The sequence below is a fragment of the Herbaspirillum sp. FG34 genome (assembly GCF_057809315.1).
Genome location: NZ_JBMDJS010000007.1, coordinates 158,592 through 175,091 on the forward strand (window position 1 = coordinate 158,592; position 16,500 = coordinate 175,091).

18 protein-coding genes are annotated in these 16,500 nt (G+C 63.9%); 7 read left to right on the forward strand and 11 right to left on the reverse strand.

Annotation, left to right across the window (positions count from 1 at the left end):
• Nucleotides 1-170: 170 nt before the first annotated feature.
• The gene (locus tag ACODSZ_RS11295; RefSeq protein ID WP_488927601.1) at nucleotides 171-1,343 is read left to right on the forward strand and encodes an MFS transporter; all 1,173 of its coding nucleotides are present in this window, start codon (nucleotides 171-173) and stop codon (nucleotides 1,341-1,343) included.
• Between the two features lie 197 nt (nucleotides 1,344-1,540).
• On the opposite strand, the gene ACODSZ_RS11300 is transcribed toward ACODSZ_RS11295, so the two are convergent.
• Nucleotides 1,541-2,452 carry a LysR substrate-binding domain-containing protein gene (locus tag ACODSZ_RS11300; RefSeq protein WP_008326061.1) on the reverse strand — a complete coding sequence of 304 codons (912 nt, stop codon included), beginning with the start codon at nucleotides 2,450-2,452 and terminating at the stop codon, nucleotides 1,541-1,543.
• Nucleotides 2,453-2,687: 235 nt separating this feature from the next.
• Between ACODSZ_RS11300 and map the strand changes: the two genes are divergently transcribed.
• From map to ACODSZ_RS11325, 5 genes are all read left to right on the forward strand, one after another.
• Nucleotides 2,688-3,485, forward strand: a complete 798-nt coding sequence (gene map / locus ACODSZ_RS11305; protein ID WP_175342771.1) for a type I methionyl aminopeptidase — start codon at nucleotides 2,688-2,690, stop codon at nucleotides 3,483-3,485.
• A gap of 165 nt (nucleotides 3,486-3,650) precedes the next feature.
• Nucleotides 3,651-4,211 carry a DUF3455 domain-containing protein gene (locus ACODSZ_RS11310; protein WP_488927602.1) on the forward strand — a complete coding sequence of 187 codons (561 nt, stop codon included), beginning with the start codon at nucleotides 3,651-3,653 and terminating at the stop codon, nucleotides 4,209-4,211.
• A gap of 89 nt (nucleotides 4,212-4,300) precedes the next feature.
• On the forward strand, nucleotides 4,301-4,849 hold the full coding sequence (locus ACODSZ_RS11315) for a sigma-70 family RNA polymerase sigma factor (protein ID WP_175342769.1): 549 nt from the start codon (nucleotides 4,301-4,303) through the stop codon (nucleotides 4,847-4,849).
• Nucleotides 4,846-5,553 carry an anti-sigma factor gene (locus tag ACODSZ_RS11320; protein WP_008326055.1) on the forward strand — a complete coding sequence of 236 codons (708 nt, stop codon included), beginning with the start codon at nucleotides 4,846-4,848 and terminating at the stop codon, nucleotides 5,551-5,553. The genes ACODSZ_RS11315 and ACODSZ_RS11320 overlap by 4 nt, the downstream gene beginning before the upstream one ends.
• Before the next feature lie 275 nt (nucleotides 5,554-5,828).
• The gene (locus tag ACODSZ_RS11325; protein ID WP_488927603.1) at nucleotides 5,829-7,322 is read left to right on the forward strand and encodes an EAL domain-containing protein; all 1,494 of its coding nucleotides are present in this window, start codon (nucleotides 5,829-5,831) and stop codon (nucleotides 7,320-7,322) included.
• Between the two features lie 117 nt (nucleotides 7,323-7,439).
• Here ACODSZ_RS11325 and ACODSZ_RS11330 read toward each other — a convergent pair whose 3' ends face one another.
• Entirely contained in the window at nucleotides 7,440-8,084 is a 645-nt protein-coding gene (locus ACODSZ_RS11330) for a hypothetical protein (protein WP_488927649.1), read from the reverse strand.
• Between the two features lie 209 nt (nucleotides 8,085-8,293).
• Between ACODSZ_RS11330 and ACODSZ_RS11335 the strand changes: the two genes are divergently transcribed.
• Nucleotides 8,294-9,262: a helix-turn-helix transcriptional regulator gene (locus tag ACODSZ_RS11335; RefSeq protein ID WP_488927604.1), complete on the forward strand. Its 969-nt coding sequence runs from the start codon at nucleotides 8,294-8,296 to the stop codon at nucleotides 9,260-9,262.
• A gap of 49 nt (nucleotides 9,263-9,311) precedes the next feature.
• Here the strand turns inward: ACODSZ_RS11335 and ACODSZ_RS11340 are convergent, their stop codons facing one another.
• From ACODSZ_RS11340 to ACODSZ_RS11380, 9 genes are all read right to left on the reverse strand, one after another.
• The gene (locus tag ACODSZ_RS11340) at nucleotides 9,312-9,623 is read right to left on the reverse strand and encodes a hypothetical protein (RefSeq protein ID WP_488927605.1); all 312 of its coding nucleotides are present in this window, start codon (nucleotides 9,621-9,623) and stop codon (nucleotides 9,312-9,314) included.
• On the reverse strand, nucleotides 9,580-9,969 hold the full coding sequence (locus tag ACODSZ_RS11345) for an SIR2 family NAD-dependent protein deacylase (RefSeq protein ID WP_488927606.1): 390 nt from the start codon (nucleotides 9,967-9,969) through the stop codon (nucleotides 9,580-9,582). Before ACODSZ_RS11345 ends, ACODSZ_RS11340 begins: the two co-directional genes overlap by 44 nt.
• 378 nt (nucleotides 9,970-10,347) lie before the next feature.
• Entirely contained in the window at nucleotides 10,348-11,313 is a 966-nt protein-coding gene (locus tag ACODSZ_RS11350; protein ID WP_488927607.1) for an NAD-dependent epimerase/dehydratase family protein, read from the reverse strand.
• Nucleotides 11,310-12,293 carry a fumarylacetoacetate hydrolase family protein gene (locus ACODSZ_RS11355; RefSeq protein ID WP_175342763.1) on the reverse strand — a complete coding sequence of 328 codons (984 nt, stop codon included), beginning with the start codon at nucleotides 12,291-12,293 and terminating at the stop codon, nucleotides 11,310-11,312. Before ACODSZ_RS11355 ends, ACODSZ_RS11350 begins: the two co-directional genes overlap by 4 nt.
• A 3-nt stretch (nucleotides 12,294-12,296) precedes the next feature.
• Nucleotides 12,297-12,878 carry a cupin domain-containing protein gene (locus ACODSZ_RS11360; RefSeq protein WP_488927646.1) on the reverse strand — a complete coding sequence of 194 codons (582 nt, stop codon included), beginning with the start codon at nucleotides 12,876-12,878 and terminating at the stop codon, nucleotides 12,297-12,299.
• 66 nt (nucleotides 12,879-12,944) lie between these two features.
• Nucleotides 12,945-13,760, reverse strand: a complete 816-nt coding sequence (locus ACODSZ_RS11365) for a cyclase family protein (RefSeq protein WP_175342762.1) — start codon at nucleotides 13,758-13,760, stop codon at nucleotides 12,945-12,947.
• Entirely contained in the window at nucleotides 13,757-14,911 is a 1,155-nt protein-coding gene (locus tag ACODSZ_RS11370; RefSeq protein ID WP_488927608.1) for an MFS transporter, read from the reverse strand. The genes ACODSZ_RS11365 and ACODSZ_RS11370 overlap by 4 nt, the downstream gene beginning before the upstream one ends.
• A gap of 71 nt (nucleotides 14,912-14,982) precedes the next feature.
• Nucleotides 14,983-16,113: an FAD-dependent oxidoreductase gene (locus ACODSZ_RS11375; protein WP_175342760.1), complete on the reverse strand. Its 1,131-nt coding sequence runs from the start codon at nucleotides 16,111-16,113 to the stop codon at nucleotides 14,983-14,985.
• Between the two features lie 30 nt (nucleotides 16,114-16,143).
• Nucleotides 16,144-16,482: a Rieske (2Fe-2S) protein gene (locus ACODSZ_RS11380; protein ID WP_008326003.1), complete on the reverse strand. Its 339-nt coding sequence runs from the start codon at nucleotides 16,480-16,482 to the stop codon at nucleotides 16,144-16,146.
• Nucleotides 16,483-16,500 lie beyond the last annotated feature (18 nt).

Here is a 16,500-nt window from a genome sequence, read left to right on the forward strand (position 1 = left end):
ACGCTGAAAGTGCCCTTTCCAGTGAAATCCGGCGCGGCACGCCCTACTGCGCTGCGGCGAGAGCCACCACATTCATCTGTGGAATCGATCAAGCCAATCTGAATAATCCATTTAACGAATGAATCAAAAACTGGCACAGTGACGCTCTTTGACTTTCGCCAGACCTCTCCATGCTTTCAGGCAGCTCATCCGCACCCGCTTCCGAACCACACCGCATCCGCCACGCCACCCGCGCCACCATGGCGCAGTTTTTCGTCAATGGTGCCACCTTCGCCACCTGGGGCATCCTGATTCCCTCGGTGAAGGATCGCTTCGCCCTGTCGGACGCGGTGTTGTCGCTGGCCATGCTGGCCGTGGCCGGGGGAGCCCTGCTGACCATGGGCCAGTCCGGCAAATGGATTGCGCGCGTGGGCAGCGCGCGCGCCTTGCGCCAGGCTGGCATCCTCTATGCGGCCACGCTGCTGCTGATCCCGCTGGCGCCGCAGTTCTGGATGCTGGTGGCGCTGCTGCTGGTGTTCGGCAGCGCCATGGCGGCTTTTGACGTCGCGATGTCGGTCCAGGCCGCGTTGGTGGAAGGTCGCCGCAGCCGGCCCATCATGTCCACCCTGCATGCCATGTTCAGCATCGGTGGTATCGCCGGTTCGGCCCTGGGCGCCCTGCCCGGCCTGTCGCCCCTGGCCCATGCCGGGCTGGTGGCAGTGGTGACGCTGTCGGTGGCCTTGTCCATCGGCCCCTTCGCCCTGCCTGACGATGCCCACGACGAAACGGCAGCCACGCCCGGCAGCGACAGGTCGGCCCGCCGCATGGTGCTGGTACTGGGCGTGATCTCCTTCCTGGCGCTCATGTGCGAGGGCGGCATGTATGACTGGGCTGCGGTATACATGCGCGACATCGCCCAGTCGCCCGCCGCCTGGGTCAGCTACAGCTACGCCGCGTTTTCTACCGGCATGGCCGCCGGGCGCCTGACGGGCGACCGCATCCGAGCACGCATCGGTGGCTTGCGCACGCTGCTCTGGAGCGGGGTGGCGGGTGCTGCCGGCATCGCATTGGCGGCGACCTTGCCGACCCCGCTGGCGACCATGGCCGGGCTGCTGCTGGCCGGGCTGGGGATTGCCAACCTGATGCCGATCTTCTTCCTGGCAGCGGCCCGCGTACCGGGCATGCCCGCCGCCGAAAGCATCGCCGCCGTGGCACGCTTTGCCTACGTCGGCATGCTGCTGGGGCCGGTGTGCATCGGCGGCGTGGCCGAGCACCTGGGGCTGCGGGTGAGCTTCGTGGGGGTGGCGCTGGTAATGATGGTGGTGGCGCTGTTCGGGCCTCGGGCGGTCAAACGCTTCATCTGACGCCCACAGGGGCGACGGAAACCGGCTACGGTGGCGCCCCCACCTGAAGCTGTCTTCATATCGCCCTGAAACCACCCAAGCGCAGGACATCGCGTGCTGATGGTAGCGCCGCGTTGTCATGCGGCCTTGTTCGAGGACGCGGGCCGGTCATCCAACATGCAGCGCCGAGCAGGGCGCAATCCTGCCGGGCCGCTGATTCAGCTTTTTTCCCGGGCCTGCGCCTGCTCCATCAACAAGGCAAGAAACGCCGCCGGTGCCGCATCGAGCACCAGCACGCCATTGCGGGCCGCCGCTTTGTGCGTGACCACCAGTTCCCAGCACAACTCCACCCCGCGCAGCTTGATGCAAGCCAGCTTGCCCCGCCGCGAGCGCACCAGGTCGCGCGGCAACAGCGCCACACCCAGCCCATGGCCGACCAGATCGAGCAAGGTCACCAGGTCACTCACCTCGAAGGCCACGCGCCGCCGCAAGCCTGCTTCGGCAAAACCGCGATCGACCAGCGCACGCGTGCCCAACCCGGTTTCAAAATCGACGAAACCCTCGCCGGCCAGTTGTTCCAGCGTCACCGAACGCGCCTTGCCCAGGCGATGGCCGGGGTGGCAGGCCAGCACCAGTTCGTCGCAGGCGATGATGTGTTGCTGCAAACCCTCCCCGCTTTCCTCGATGGGCAGGATGGCCAGGTCCAGCTGGCGGGCATCGATCTTCTCGTTCAGCTCGCCCGCCGCCCCCTGGCACAGCCGCACCTCCACCGCCGGATGGCGACGGTGAAAACGTGCCAGCAGCGCCGGCAGATCAACAAAGGAGGGCAGGCTCTGTACCGTGCCGATGCAAAGCCGGCCGCGCCGCATGGCATTGACGTCGGCCACGTCGGTAGCCCCCTGCTCCAGGGCCGCCAGCGAACGGCGCGCACTCTCCAGGAAGGCTTCGCCAGCCGCCGTCAGCTCCACCCGGCGCGTGGTGCGCACGAACAATGCGGCCGCCAGTTCTTCTTCCAGCAGGCGGATCGAGGACGACAGCGCCGATTGCACGACATGGCAGCGCGTGGCCGCCCGGGTAAAACTTTTTTCTTCTGCCAGCGCGATGAATTGGCGCAGTTGCCTCAGTTCCATGGAGTCCGTTGTGGTCGGTGATGCTGTGGGATTGATCAATGCAATGAATGAATCATGCCGTTTGCATCGATTCTACTGACAAGTCTGCGCCAGCACCGCTGTCTGAAAAAGTCTGCATCCCTCCTCGAAAAATCGCCAGGAACAAGGAGCGATGCGGCAGCCGCCTGCCAGCCCGGCTAAAATAGTCGCCCGAACGACCGCTGCGCACCGCGCGGCACCCACCGAACAGACAAGCATGAGAAAAGTGAAGCTGCGCACCGCCGCAGAAATCGCCCAGGCCCGCGTGGCCGGGCAACTGGCGGCCGAAGTGCTGCACATCGTGGCCGAGCACGTCAAGGCCGGTGTCACCACCGACGAGCTGGACCGCATCTGCCATGACCACATCGTCAAGGTGCAACAGGCCACCCCCGCCAACATCGGCTACCACGGCTTCCCCAAGACCATCTGCAGTTCCGTCAACGACGTGATCTGCCATGGCATCCCGGGTGGCCAGGTGCTCAAGGATGGCGACATCATCAACATCGACGTGGCCGTCATCAAGGATGGCTGGTACGGCGACTGCAGCCGCATGTACTTGGTCGGCTCCCCCAACGCCACCGCGCGCAAGCTGGTCAACACCACCTACGAGGCGATGTGTGCAGGCATTCGCGCCGTGCGTCCGGGCGCCACCCTGGGCGATGTCGGCCACGCCATCCAGACCGTGGCCCAGCGCGACGGCTTCTCGGTAGTGCGCGAATACTGCGGCCACGGCATCGGCACCATCTATCACGATGAACCACAAGTGCTGCACTACGGCCAGCGCAACAGCGGACTGCCGCTCAAGGAAGGCATGATCTTCACCATCGAACCGATGTTGAACGCCGGCAAGCGCCATACCCGCCAGCTCGACGACGGCTGGACCGTCCTGACCGCCGACGGCTCGCTGTCGGCCCAGTGGGAACACATGGTGGTGGTCACCGCCAAGGGCTATGAAATCCTCACACCCTGGCCGGAAGGCTGCGGCGACTATCCTTCCATCGCCACCCGCAACTGATGCAATGCCGGCCCGACGCGCATTTGTCGGGCCGGAAAAAATATTTTCAGATTACTGCATCCAGATCGGCTCCTCGCGGGTAGTACCTCATGTCAGCCCCGTTGTCGCGCATGCGGCGGCGGGCTGCACGAGACAACATCCCTTTCAAGAAACAAGGAGCCCATCATGCAAACTGCCGTCCTGTCTTCCCGTTCCCTCCGTATCGCCCTGCCCCTGGCTGCTGCCGTGGCGCTGGCGGCCTGCGCGCCCATGTCGACCATGTATTCGCAGGACGGCCTGCCGGAGGCCGTCAAGGTTCCGGCCGGCAACAAGGTCGTGCTGCAGACCGTGGGCGTGGGCGAGATCCTCTACGAGTGCCGCGCCAAGAAGGACATGCCCGGCCAGTTCGAGTGGAGCTTCGTCGGCCCGGATGCCGTGCTCAAGGATCGCAACGGCATGCAGGTCGGACGTTACTATGGCCCGCCGGCCACCTGGGAGAGCAGCGACGGTTCCAAGGTGACGGGCGCCCAGGTGGCGGTCGCACCGGCCGGCACCGGCAATATCCCGCATCAGCTGGTCAAGGCCAATCCGGCCACCGGCATGGGCGCCATGACGCAGACGACCTATATCCAGCGCGTCGCCACCAAGGGCGGCGTGGCCCCGGCTGATCGCTGCGACATGGCTTCGGCGGGTGCCAAGCAGAAGGTGGGCTACCAGGCCGACTATATTTTCTGGAAGGCATCCTGATGCGGGCTCATCCCTGGCTATAATCCAAGGCCTGTTTACCCCGGTCGGAGGTTCCGGCCGGGCAACCATCGCCCGGAGCCTGCTTTCGCGTGACTGACGTCCCCGCCTCGTTCGATCATGAAGCCGCCCTGCTCGCCTGCGCGCACGGCGAGCGTCGTGCATTGCAGGCGCTCTACGAGCACGAGGGCCGCACTCTGCTGGGAGTGGCCTTGCGCATCGTGCGTGATCGCGCACTGGCCGAGGACGTCCTGCATGACGCCTTCCTCAACCTCTGGAACCGCGCCGCCAGCTTCGACCCGGCGCGCGGTGCGGCACGCGGATGGATCTATACGGTGGTGCGCCATACCGCCCTCAATCGCATCCGCGCCATGCAGCACGAAGTCGCCGTCGGTGACGACCTGGAAGAACTGGCTGAGCGCGCCGAGCCCGCCGTTGAAGCGCCCGAGTGGCAGGCCGACCTCGGCCGGCTGGACGAGTGCCTGGGCCAGTTGAGCGATGCCAAGCGCGCCAGCATCGTCTACGCCTATGTCGATGGCTGTACCCACGCAGAAATCGCCGAGCGTCTCCAGGCCCCGCTGGGATCGGTGAAGGCATGGATCAAGCGTGGCCTGGCCGCGCTGCGGGAGTGTATCGGATGAACGCATCACACGAAGATCTGCAATGGCTGGCCGCCCAGTACGTGCTGGGTACGCTGCCCTACGCGCAGCGCCAGGAGGTGGAGCGGCGCTTGCCCACGGACCCTGCCCTGCGCGCCGCCGTCGACGACTGGGAAGCGAAGCTGCACCCCCTGACCGCGCTGGCAGAGCCGGTACAGCCGTCGACCAGCCTGTGGCAGCGCATCGAGCGCAGCCTGCCCGCACCGGCAGCCGTGCGTCAGCGCGGTGGCTGGCGCGCTTGGTGGGAGAGCGTGCAATTCTGGCGCTGGAGTACGGCCACGGCGCTGGCCTGCTCGGTCCTGCTGGCCGTCATCATGTTGCGTGCCGGGCCGCCCACCGGAGCACCGGCTTACATGGTGGTGCTGGTCGCACCGCAGGACAAGGCGCCTGGCTGGGTGGTACAGACCGGCGGCAGCGGACGTCTCAATCTGATCCCGCTGGGCGTGGCCACGGTGCCGCAGGAGAAGGCGCTGCAATTCTGGACCAAGGGCAGCAACTGGAACGGACCGGTCTCGCTGGGCCTCGTCAAGCCGGGCAAGACCCAGGAAGTGGCCCTGGACAAGTTGCCGCCACTGCAGCCGGACCAGCTCTTCGAGATCACGCTGGAGCCCGGAACCGGCTCCCCCACAGGCCGTCCGACCGGCCCCATTCTCTACATCGGGCGCGCGGTCAAGGTCACATCCTGAGTTCTCCCCGATAGCGCATGAGATGAGCCATCCCTCGCCAACGCGAGGACTGGCGAGATTCGTGGATAGCGCACATCACTTGCGATGGGGGTGTCTACCGCACGCTGGGAAATGGCCGCAAAACACGAGGCAAAACAAGCGGCCACGAAAAAAACCGGATAAGGAAGCAGCGTTTTAAATTAAGCTTGCGCGACATAATTACTTTCTGAGCAATGAATCGCAAAGTCTTCCGACGCGTTTCCTCCTGGAAAATCCTTCTCTGGGCCTGCAGCTGCATGCTTGGGGGAGTCATTCTGGCGCAGCTCGCGCTGACCGTCTCGGAGATTGTCCACATCGACGCCTCGTCGATGCAGGCCTTGCAGCGTGCGGAAGACGCCGGGCGGGCCACTGCCGATGCACTGCGCCGGGCCGAGGCCAGTCCGTTCGAAGCCTGTTCCGAGGGTGATCTCACCATGCTGCGCAACATCGCCTATGCCAACAGTTATGTGGCCGACCTGGGTCGCATCGAGCAGGGGGTGGTGCGCTGTACGGCCTTGTGGGGCAAGCTGGAGCAGCCGACCCGGCTGCCCGCACCGCACTATCGCGCGCGCGGCGGCTTCGACGTATGGAGCCACCAGGAAGTCTTGCAGACGCACTACCAGAGCAATCTGGTCGCTCTCAATCACAGCCTGGTCATCGCCTCGCCCTCGACCTTCGAGCTCAACCGTTTTTATCAGGATGTGTCACTGCGCATCACCAACGGCGATGGCACGCACACCTATGCCCAACGCGCTGGTCTGCGCTACAACCCAGCCGGAGCGATGGATCTGCTGCCCCATATCGACATTACCGAGTGCAGTCGCGACATGGCCCTGTGCGCCCATGCCACGGCGCGCCTGCACTGGTTTGCGCTGGCGCATCCCTTGAGCTTCCTGGCGTTGCTGGCTGGCGGTTTCCTGCTGGGGGCGCTGGCCTGCCTGATGTATCTGCGCCTGCGTCGCAACCAGGGTGTGCTGGAGAAACTGCGCGAGGGCATTGCTCGTGACGAGATCGTGCTGCTGTACCAGCCCATCGTCTGCGTACGGGATCTGAGCCTGACGGGTTACGAAGCGCTGGCGCGCTGGAGACCGGCGGGCGAACCCGAGATCGGTCCGGACATCTTTGTGCCGCTGGCCGCGCAGAACCGGCTCAGTGCGGCGCTGGCCAAGGTGGTGCTGGCGCGTGCGGTGCGCGAGATGCACGACCTGCTGCAGGCCGATCCGGCGCTGATGCTGGCTATCAATACCGAGGTCGCCGACATCGAGGATGCGGATTTCATCGAGTTCGCCCTGGAACTGACGGCGGCCACGCCGGGGCTACGTTCGCAATTGCACCTGGAAGTCACCGAGCGCGCCGACATCCGTTCGGCCACCTTCACGCAGAACATCGAACTGTTGCGCAAGGCCGGCTTTGCGATCTGGATCGATGACTTCGGCACCGGCAGCGCCAATCTCTCGCACCTGTCGTATGCGCAGTTCGACGGCATCAAGATTGACCGGCTCTTCACCAGCGCCCTTAGCACCGGATCGCCGCTGCGCTCGGTGGTCCCCAACCTGCTGCGCCTGGCCACCGAGCTGGAGCTGAAGGTGGTCATCGAGGGCATCGAGACGGAAGAGCAATTGCAGCTCATTCGCAGCATCGCACCGCAGATTCATGCGCAGGGATGGCTGTTCAGCAAGGCGATGGAATTGAACGAGGTGCTGCAGCAGAGGCGGCCTTATACGCTGGAGGAATTCGGGTTGGCGGCGTGAACTGACGCCCCACGCGCGCCTTGCGACGTCGAGAACCAGGGGCACGCAGCCCCCCCCCCCCGGCCACCCGGCGTTCATTCAAACGTGAGCTCCCGGAACGTACCAAAGTGTCGCACTTCAGCTTGGCCAGCAAAGTTCGACGAAGGCCTGCCTGTCGCTGACATTCGCATTTCCCGTACGCGCCTTGAGTGCTTGCCCCAACGGCATGAGCAGCTTGTCCAGCGCGGCGTGCGTCACCTGGTTGGTGTCGCAGATCGCGTTGACATGTTTAACGAACAGCCGGTAGCAGGAGGCGTCATTGTCGCCAGTTCCGGTCTGCCTCCAGCCGCCGCTCCCCGTGAAAAGAAACTTCCTGCATTTTTCCTCTTCGGTTGCATCCAGCGAGCCTAACGCCCAAATCGCGCGCATCGCATGTTGATCATAAATCGGCGCATCAGGATCCCGAAGATACCTGGCGAAGGCAGAGAAAACGACGCCGCCGTCGGATGAGACTTCCCGGTCGAGATCATTGAAATTTTCCACGAATATTTTGTAGGTATTCCACTTGCCCATTTTCCAAAGCAGCGCTTCTGCCAGGTTCTGTGGGGTATCACCGATGTCACCGGAAAACTCTGCAGTGTTCGCGGGGAGCGCCGGGAACTTGTGTGCGTCATACGCCTTGTGGCCGAGGGCCTGGAGCTGACCAATCGCATCGTTTATACGACGTGAATCAAGCGTGTTCTGTTTGATCGCCTGTTGAAGACTGGAAATCAGCTCTCTCATTGTTCTCTTTCCTTGATGTGGTTGACCCGAAAATGTATGAAGCGAAGGGATCGGCATCGGCATTTCTTGCTCGTCCCCTGACCAGCCTTGCCAGTGTCCCTCATCCATGAGACATTTTATGTCCCATTCGATTTCCTTGCTTTCTCATGTCCCCCCTCGACTACCCCATTCTTGCCCTCCTGCCAACCAGGAAATCGACTGATCCCTGGATGACCACGCCTGAAGTCGCGGATGCACTCAGACGCAGTGGCCTGAGCGTTCAGCACAACAAGACCGTTCAACGCCGCCTGGAGGCGTTTCGCGATGAGGGTGTGGTGATCAGCGACAAGATCGGCAATGCGCTGGCGTGGCAGAAAAAGGAAGGAGCCAGCGGCGTGGCCGCCAAAGCGGGCGGCATGATGACCTTTGACGAGGCCCTTGCATTGCAGGCGCTCAAACGCTTTGCCAGTCGCCAGATCCCGGCGCTAGTGGCCAATTCCCTGGCGGGACTGTTCGATGTCGCCCAAGAGCGGCTGAAACAGGGGATGGGATCGAATACCCGGCGACATGCCAGCTGGAACAAGAAAGTGGCCATCGTCGATAGCGGCTTTCAGTTACTGGCTCCGGTGATACCGGAATCCATCTTCTTGTCCGTCTCCGAAGCGCTGTTTTCCGAGCAGCTTCTGGAGATCGTCTATCACGCCCGGTCCAGCCCGGACAAAACGCCGGAGGCCCGTTTGGTCATGCCGCTGGGCCTGGTCGAAATGGCCTCGTTCGTCTATCTGGTGGCCAAACGGACCTCCAAGCCCGATCCGGCCATGTACCGGCTCGACCGCATGAAGAGCGCACAGGTCTGTCCGGATCCGTTCTCCTATCCCCGCGACTTCTCCCTGGAGAAATACATCGCGCAAGAGAGGCAATTCGATTTCCTTCCGAAAGGAGATATCAAACTGGCCGTTCGCTTTGCCAAAGGGCGCAACCACGCCGTTCTGGAAGCCCCCATCTCAGGCGACCAGACCGTGGAAACACATCCGGATGGCGGTATCACCGTTCAGGCGACGGTCATTCTCAGCGAAAGACTGCGCTGGTGGCTGCGCTCCTTCGGCCCCCATGCCGAAATACTGGAACCCCGGAGCCTGCGCAAGGAATTCGCTGCAGAGGCCAAGGCCAGCGCGCGACTCTATGAACAAGACCACTAGCGCTGTTCAACGCTCTGAAGGTCCTCAACGCCCTTGCCACTCTCAAGCGCTAGGATCTCTCCTGGGAAAAGCTGTCCAGCTCGCGCAGCACATCTATCGCCGAACCGGCAATTCCCGTTCCGATGTGCGGGGCAATGGCTGCTTCGCGTGCATTGATACGGATCACGCGCGGACCGTATCGTTCGCCGAAGCGTCGCACGGTCGGAAGTGCGGAGCCCGCTCCGATTTCGATGACCACAAGGTGCCGTGTGGCAGCGATCCATTGCTCCAGGCGCCATCGCTGCTGCACTGCCGACGTATGATGCCAGTCTACATCGTCAAACATGAGGATCGGAAAAACCAGCCTTTCCGAAATGACCATCTACATTGCTGGTGAAGACGAAGGCGCCAGATGGCATCCTGTCGGCCCACTGTCTCAACAGGGTAAAACCGTGATGCGGCACGATTGCGCGATAGAGCGCCAGCCGGTGTCCATAAAAGCCCCATGCGCGCCGAGGATCGGACAAGAATGCCTGCGGGTTGGCGATGTCTTCAAAGGAGAGACCGGCCCGGCCCAGCGCCGGGTACGCAGCCCAGAACCCTTCCTCTCCCCGGAAGTCCGGCAACCCCGAATCGACGCCCATACCTGCCCCGGCCGTGATCAGAAGCCCGTCTGCCTCCTTTATCCAACCTGCAGCCCTCTGCAATTGTTCAAAACGTTGTGTCATCGAGGATATGCTTTCACTTCCCGATCGCGCTATGGGTCAGCCCGCTCTTCACCAGCAAGCCCGATCAGGCCAACATTATTGTAAATACCTGTGTGAATCGCGTTCCAAGACAAATGAGAGGTAGAGCACATCACGCTGACGTTTCCTTGCGATCGCATCAATGTGTTCAATCAATACCGGCATCTTCTGGCTCCTTTTACGGTTCATGTCCCGGTCCCTGGCAATCGGATTGCAAGGGGCCTCCTTGTTGCTGAAGGAATGAATGATCGCACCGGGAAGAGACATTATTTGTCTCAACTGATCCGTGGAGAAGGGAGCCGCCAGAGCAGGCAAGCAGGGACAAGAACCGTGACGGCGGAGAGGGGCCGTCCCTGAGGTTCAGGAGAGGAAGGTCAGGGCTCGCTGCACCAACTCCGCCGCCGTCCCGTCATCACGCAAGCCAAGCCTGCGCGCAATGCGGTCATCGAGCACGGGATAGCGGCCAAAGACCGCCTCCACCGGCTCTTGCGGTGCATAGCGCACGAGCGCATTGCCATCAACGCCATACAAGGCCGAGAGCGTTTCGACCACTTCCTGCATGGACAGCCGCAACACCGGCAAGGCCCAGGTGCGGTCCATGTGGCCTTCCTTATCCAGCAGCGGATCCATGGTCGCCGCATGCAGCAGGTTTTCTGCACAACGTTGCGCCGACATCCACCACGCGGTCGCTTGCGGCCCCACCGGCAGGGTCACTGATTCACCTGCTGCCATTGCATGCAGCAGTTCGCTCATGAAGGCCGAGACCAGTCCGGATGCAGTGCGCGGGCGGGCCACGATGCCCGGCAAACGCAACGAACGACCATCGAGCACACCGCGCCGCGTGGCATCGGCCAGCAGGATTTCGCAGGCCCGCTTGTGGGCGCCATAGATCAGGGCCGGTCGCGTGGGCGTCGACGGAACGACCGGGTCGGGCAAGGGCGTACCGTACACCGCGATGGTGCTGGCATACACCACCACCGGCGCTGCACTTGCTGCGGCCCTGCCCTCAGCCAGCAAGTTGAACAGATCGAGCGTGGCATCCAGGTTGACGCGGCGGCTCAAGGCCGGATCGGCTTCGGCCGCGCCACCCGGAACCGCGGCCAGATGAAAGCAAAGATCAGCACCGAACTGCGCCAGACGTGACTGCACCTGCGCATCCTGCAATTGCCCCTCGATACTTTCAACGGTATCTGGCAGCGATGGCAAGTGCTTGTCCATGGCCGCCAGCCGCGCAATGCGTCGCGTGCCGACCTGCCCCGTCTGCTGCAGCAACCGCAGCAGGGTCGCGCCGATGAAGCCGCCCGCGCCGGTGACCAGGACCTTCATGCTGCCCGCACCACGCGCTGTTGCACGATGCCGAAGGGACCGGCACTGCCATCCTCGTAATGCGCCTGCATGCGCACCTCGTCGCCGAAGTGCATGAAGCCGGTACGGATCTCGCCGTGATCGATCTTCTCGATCACACGCCGCTCGGCGATGCAAGCCGAACCGGCCGCGCGCGCAACATTGGAAACGGTACCCGAGCCAATGATGCAACCCGCCGTAAGACGGCGGCTGTGCGCCGCATGGGCAATCAACTGACCGAAGGAAAAATTCATTTCGCCGCCGTGCGGTTCGCCAAAACGCGCGCCATTCCATTGCACATGCAAGTGCATGTGCACACGGCCATCGCGCCAGGCCTTGCCCAGTTCATCGGGCGTGACGGCAATAGGTGCAAATGCCGTCGAGGGCTTGGCCTGCAGGAAACCGAAACCGGTCTTCATCTCATGCGGGCCAAGTGCGCGCAGGCTCCAGTCATTGAGCTGCACCACCAGGCGCACGGCCTGCAGGGCCTCGTCCGGTGTCGCGCCCATGGCGACCGGGCCGACCACCACACCGAACTCGCCCTCGAAGTCGATGCCTTCGGCTTCCGAGCGCAGCGGCACGTCCTGCTGCGGCCCGAGGAAATCATCGCTGGCCCCCTGGTACATCACGGGAACGGTATCGAAATACGGAATCGGCGGCGTCTTGAAGGCTTCTTCCATCAAGCGTCCGTGATTGAGGAAGGCGGATGCGTCCAGCCATTGCGGTGCGCGCGGTAGCGGTGCCATGCACAGCTGCGCATCGAAGCTGATGACACCCTCGGCCCGGCCTTCATTGAGGGCCTCATAACGCTCGGTCAGTGCAGGCTTGACCTCGTCCCAGCGTGCCAGCGCATCGATCAGGGTGCGCGCAATCTGCGGCACCGGCAAGGCAGTGGCGGCATCACGCGCGACCAGTACCAGCGCGCCATCAGGCGAGCCGTCGCGCAGGGTAGCGAACTTCATGGCTTATGCTCCCTTGCCCAGTTGCGCGGCAATGGCCGGGTCATACTCGCCATCGACCAGGATGAACAGCATGCGGCAGGGCTTTCCCGAACGATTGGCCCAGGCGTGGTTGGTGCCGCGCTGTACCACCACGCTGCCGGGTTTCAGGGCAACTTCGCCACGCTCCAATACCAGTGTCATCTCGCCTTCGATGACGATGCCATAGTCCACCGATTCGGTCCGGTGCATCAGCGGGTGCGGGGAGTCGGCCTGCACGGTGGAGGCCGAAGCCTCGCCGATCTGGCTGAAGGCTTCGTGCATCTTGCTGTTGCCGCTGGCAAGGAAGTCCTCGGTATCGACCGGGATGTCCACGAAACGCATGCGCGTGCCGCGTTCAGGCGGTGACAGGACCAGCGCTCCCAGGGTGGGATCAGCCCCATTGTCCACACGTGCAGGCGTGGCGCCGGTACTCCAGACTTCATGGAAGAGCGTGCCGGGAATGGCGGCCACCTCCACGACGGTGGGCAGCGGGCCGTCGCTGCTGACGATGGATCGGCCTTGTGCATCGTGGCCGGTGACGACGCGGTGTATCGGGGGGAAGGACATCATGAGCTCCATGGAAATGCTGGTCGTGCGTGAATCTGCTGATGGCTGCCAGGGTGACAGCCGGGTTCAGCCTTCGTCGAAGATCGCTACCGCGCGGGTCCACCCGGCGCTGGCGCCACGAATCTTGTGGGGAAAGCAGCTGATGGTGAAGCCGTGCGCAGGCAAGGCTTCGAGGTTGTGCAGCTTCTCCAGGTGGCAGTAACCGATATCGCGACCGGCCTTGTGGCCCTCCCAGATCAGCGCCTTGTTGCCGGTCTCGGCCACGCGCTGTGCGGTATAGGAGAAGGGTGCGTCCCAGCTCCAGGCATCGGTACCGGTCAGGCGCACACCGCGTTCGAGCAGGTACATGGTGGCTTCGTAGCCCATGCCGCAACCGGCACCGAGATAGTCGCGATGACCGTAGCGCGATCCGGCGCGGGTATTGACCACGACGATATCGAGTGGCTGCAGCACGTGGCCGATGCGCTTGAGTTCAGCGTCCACATCGGCGGCGGTGGCCACATAGCCATCGGGGAAGTGACGGAAGTCCAGTTTCACGCCGGCCTGAAAGCACCATTCCAGCGGGACTTCATCGATGGTGATGGAGGGACGTGCGCCCCCGTTCTTGGCATCCTGCGTGGAGTGGAAATGCCAGGGTGCATCCAGGTGCGTGCCATTGTGCGTGGTCAGCGTGACCCACTCGGCAGCGGCGGCCTCGCCATCGGGATAGTCCTCGGGCTGCGTACCGGGCAGCATGGCCATGAACTCGGGCAGGGTATCGGCGTGCTTCTGGTAAGTGATCTTCGGTGCCAGGGGTGGCGGGTCGGAGAGCACGTCGTTTTCAAGGTAGATGGACAGGTCGACGAAACGATGACGCCGACGCGCTTGCGGGGATACGGTCATGCCAGGGCCTCCTGGGGTTGAACGGCGACCGCGCGTGGCAGTCGCGAGAAACAGATCGATGCACTCACGCCCAGGACCAGGGCCACCGGTCCCAGGCTGCCATAGCCCCAGCCCTGCACCAGCGTGCCGCCGAGGATGGGGCCGATGGCCGCGCCCGTCATGAGCATGGCGGGCGTGGCGGCCATGGCGCGACCGCTGCGGTCCAGCCGGGCCATGAGGCCAAAGGCAAAGGTGTGCGTGAAGATCATCACGGCAGCAAAGACCGAGGCCGCCGCGGCATAGGGCGCAAAGCGTGCCGAACTCATGATCACCACCACCAGCAGCGCCTGCACCAGCGGGCCGGCCATGAGTACGCTGCGGGCCGGCAGCCGTTTTTCCAGCAGGGCCGCCAGCGGCGCGGGCAGGAGATTGACGAAGCCCAGCGCGATGAGCACACCCGTGACCGCTTGCAGTCCGAATCCGCGATCACTGCCCACGCGCTCCAGGAAACTGAACGTCATCGATTGCACCAGACCCATGCAGGCAATGCCGGCAATGCCGTACCAGACCTGGCGTGGTACCGGCTGGCGCGGCGCAGCCACGCGGGCCGTGCCATCGGTCTCGGCACGCGGAAACGCCAAGGCGCAGGCCAGCGCCCCCACCGCCATCACGCCCGCAAACAGGTAAAACAAGGCAGCGCCCCCGAGACTGGCGATGACAGGCGGTGCACTGCCCAGGAACAGGATGGCGAACACGCCCAGCGCGATGCCGACCAGTGCAAAACCGCGATGCGGATTGCTGCCCCGCGCGATGGTGCCATGCGTGACGCTCAGGGAAAGACCGGTGGTCAGCCCGCACACCGCATGCAGCAAGGCCAGCAGCAGGTAATGTTGGGTCTGCGCGGCCAGCGCAAAGAGCACCGCCGACAGGCCAAAGCCGATGGCCGCCTTCCAGCGCGCCGTTTCCGGATCGAAGCGCGGGGCCAGCACGGCACTGGCCAGTACCGCGCCGCCCAGGAACAGCGACGCCAGCAAGCCTGCCTGACGCGCATCGAAGTGGTAATGCGCCACCAGCGTGCCGACCCAGACGGGCAGCGCGACCAGGTCGATCATGCCGGCACAGTGGGCCAGCATCAGCGCAGCCAGGGCGCGCTTGGAATAGGTCGTGATCATCTTGTCTCCTCGCGTCGTACGCGGATTGCAGAACCGTTAATCGTTTATATTTTTTATATGCTTTATGGACGTCAGATGGGCTGGACCAGTGCCGCATGCGACTCGCGCATGATGCGGGAATGCTCTTCCTTGTCGCCGCCTTCGACCTCGATCTCGCCCAGCCGCGCCGAGTTCTCCACCACCATGCGGCAACGTTCCCAGCGGCGTTCCTCGAAGGCTGACAGGGCCAGTGGTACGCTGGTGTTGCGCGCCAGTTCGTCGGCCAGCACCAGGGCGTCTTCGATACCGATACAGGCTCCCGAAGCCAGGTGCGGCGTGGTGGCATGGACCGCATCACCGATCAACACGACACGTCCCTGGTACCACGGACGCGGCAGCAGCAGACCTTCCAGCGGACGGAAGATGATGCGGGCGTTGTCATCGAGCTGGTCACGGATGGTCTTCAGGACCGGTGCACTGAAATCTTCCAGCAGGCCGCGCAGACGCGCCACGAAGCTGGCCGGATCGAGGTGCTCGTTGACCGGGCGCGGCTCGGTCACGAAGAGGTACATCTCGTCCTTGGAAACCGGATTGACGCCGGGCTTGATGCGCGGCCCCATCCACATGGTGCAGGTGGTGATCTCTGCCGGACGTGGCAGGATGGCGCGCCATACCGCCTGGCCGCTGTAGCGCGGTTTGGGTGCGTCGGGGAAGAGCTGGGCGCGCAGCTTGGAATACAGGCCGTCGGCACCGATCACCAGATCGTAGCGACGGGTCTGGCCGTCGGTAAAGTCTACCTCGACCTCGTCATCGATCTCGCGCACGGCAGTGAAGGTGCAGCCCAGGCGCACATCGGTACCGGCTGCGCGGGTGGCATCGGCCAGGATGCGCGCCAGCACCGGACGCAGAATGGCGCCGCCGCCAGGGACATCGGGCGAGGCCAGGCGCGGCGTGGGCAGTTCGGCGATCTGCGGTCCGTGCGGCAGGCACAGGCGCACGCCGTCACCGGCCGCACCTTCGCGCAGGAAGACATCGAGTACGCCCAGTTGTTTGAGGGCACGCAGCGTGGCCGGGCCCAGGCTGATGCCGGCGCCATAGTTGCGCCACTGGGCATCCAGTTCCACCAGGTCGACCTGCGCGCCACGGCGGCGCAGATCGATGGCGGCGGACATGCCGGAAAAACCGCCGCCGATGATGAGGATGCGTTGGGCTGCGAGTGTCATGGTGTCTCCTGAATCTTGTTCTTGAAAGGGTTAAGCATCGGCGCCGGTGGCCAGGTGCAGGCCGCCGTCGTCGTCGAGGCGCAGCGCCACCGGCGTGAGCGTATCGCCCAGGCAGGGGCCGAGGGTGCAGACGCCAGTGAGCGGATCGAACAGCGCACCATGTGCGGCACAGACCACGTGCTGGCCGCTGGCGTCGAGATAGGCATCGCGCCGCCACGGTAACGGGGTGCCGTGGTGCGGGCAGCTGTCACGCCAGGCGCGGATCTGGTCGCCCCGCCGCAACAGGAAGATGGTGGCCTGCCCGGCCCCGTCGGTATCGAAACCGCGTGCACCGTCTTCGGGCAATTGCGTGACATGGCACAGGTACATGGCCGTCTCCCCGCGCGG

Coding starts and splice junctions, on each gene's coding strand:
- ACODSZ_RS11375 (WP_175342760.1), bottom strand. CDS start 16,113: ATGACACTCGCAGCCCAACGCATCCTCATCATCGGCGGCGGTTTTTCC.
- ACODSZ_RS11335 (WP_488927604.1), top strand. CDS start 8,294: ATGACCACGCCTGAAGTCGCGGATGCACTCAGACGCAGTGGCCTGAGC.
- ACODSZ_RS11370 (WP_488927608.1), bottom strand. CDS start 14,911: ATGATCACGACCTATTCCAAGCGCGCCCTGGCTGCGCTGATGCTGGCC.
- ACODSZ_RS11365 (WP_175342762.1), bottom strand. CDS start 13,760: ATGACCGTATCCCCGCAAGCGCGTCGGCGTCATCGTTTCGTCGACCTG.
- ACODSZ_RS11355 (WP_175342763.1), bottom strand. CDS start 12,293: ATGAAGTTCGCTACCCTGCGCGACGGCTCGCCTGATGGCGCGCTGGTA.
- ACODSZ_RS11340 (WP_488927605.1), bottom strand. CDS start 9,623: ATGGTCATTTCGGAAAGGCTGGTTTTTCCGATCCTCATGTTTGACGAT.
- ACODSZ_RS11310 (WP_488927602.1), top strand. CDS start 3,651: ATGCAAACTGCCGTCCTGTCTTCCCGTTCCCTCCGTATCGCCCTGCCC.
- ACODSZ_RS11330 (WP_488927649.1), bottom strand. CDS start 8,084: ATGAGAGAGCTGATTTCCAGTCTTCAACAGGCGATCAAACAGAACACG.
- ACODSZ_RS11380 (WP_008326003.1), bottom strand. CDS start 16,482: ATGTACCTGTGCCATGTCACGCAATTGCCCGAAGACGGTGCACGCGGT.
- ACODSZ_RS11295 (WP_488927601.1), top strand. CDS start 171: ATGCTTTCAGGCAGCTCATCCGCACCCGCTTCCGAACCACACCGCATC.
- ACODSZ_RS11300 (WP_008326061.1), bottom strand. CDS start 2,452: ATGGAACTGAGGCAACTGCGCCAATTCATCGCGCTGGCAGAAGAAAAA.
- ACODSZ_RS11345 (WP_488927606.1), bottom strand. CDS start 9,969: ATGACACAACGTTTTGAACAATTGCAGAGGGCTGCAGGTTGGATAAAG.
- ACODSZ_RS11320 (WP_008326055.1), top strand. CDS start 4,846: ATGAACGCATCACACGAAGATCTGCAATGGCTGGCCGCCCAGTACGTG.
- map (WP_175342771.1), top strand. CDS start 2,688: ATGAGAAAAGTGAAGCTGCGCACCGCCGCAGAAATCGCCCAGGCCCGC.
- ACODSZ_RS11360 (WP_488927646.1), bottom strand. CDS start 12,878: ATGTCCTTCCCCCCGATACACCGCGTCGTCACCGGCCACGATGCACAA.
- ACODSZ_RS11350 (WP_488927607.1), bottom strand. CDS start 11,313: ATGAAGGTCCTGGTCACCGGCGCGGGCGGCTTCATCGGCGCGACCCTG.
- ACODSZ_RS11325 (WP_488927603.1), top strand. CDS start 5,829: ATGCTTGGGGGAGTCATTCTGGCGCAGCTCGCGCTGACCGTCTCGGAG.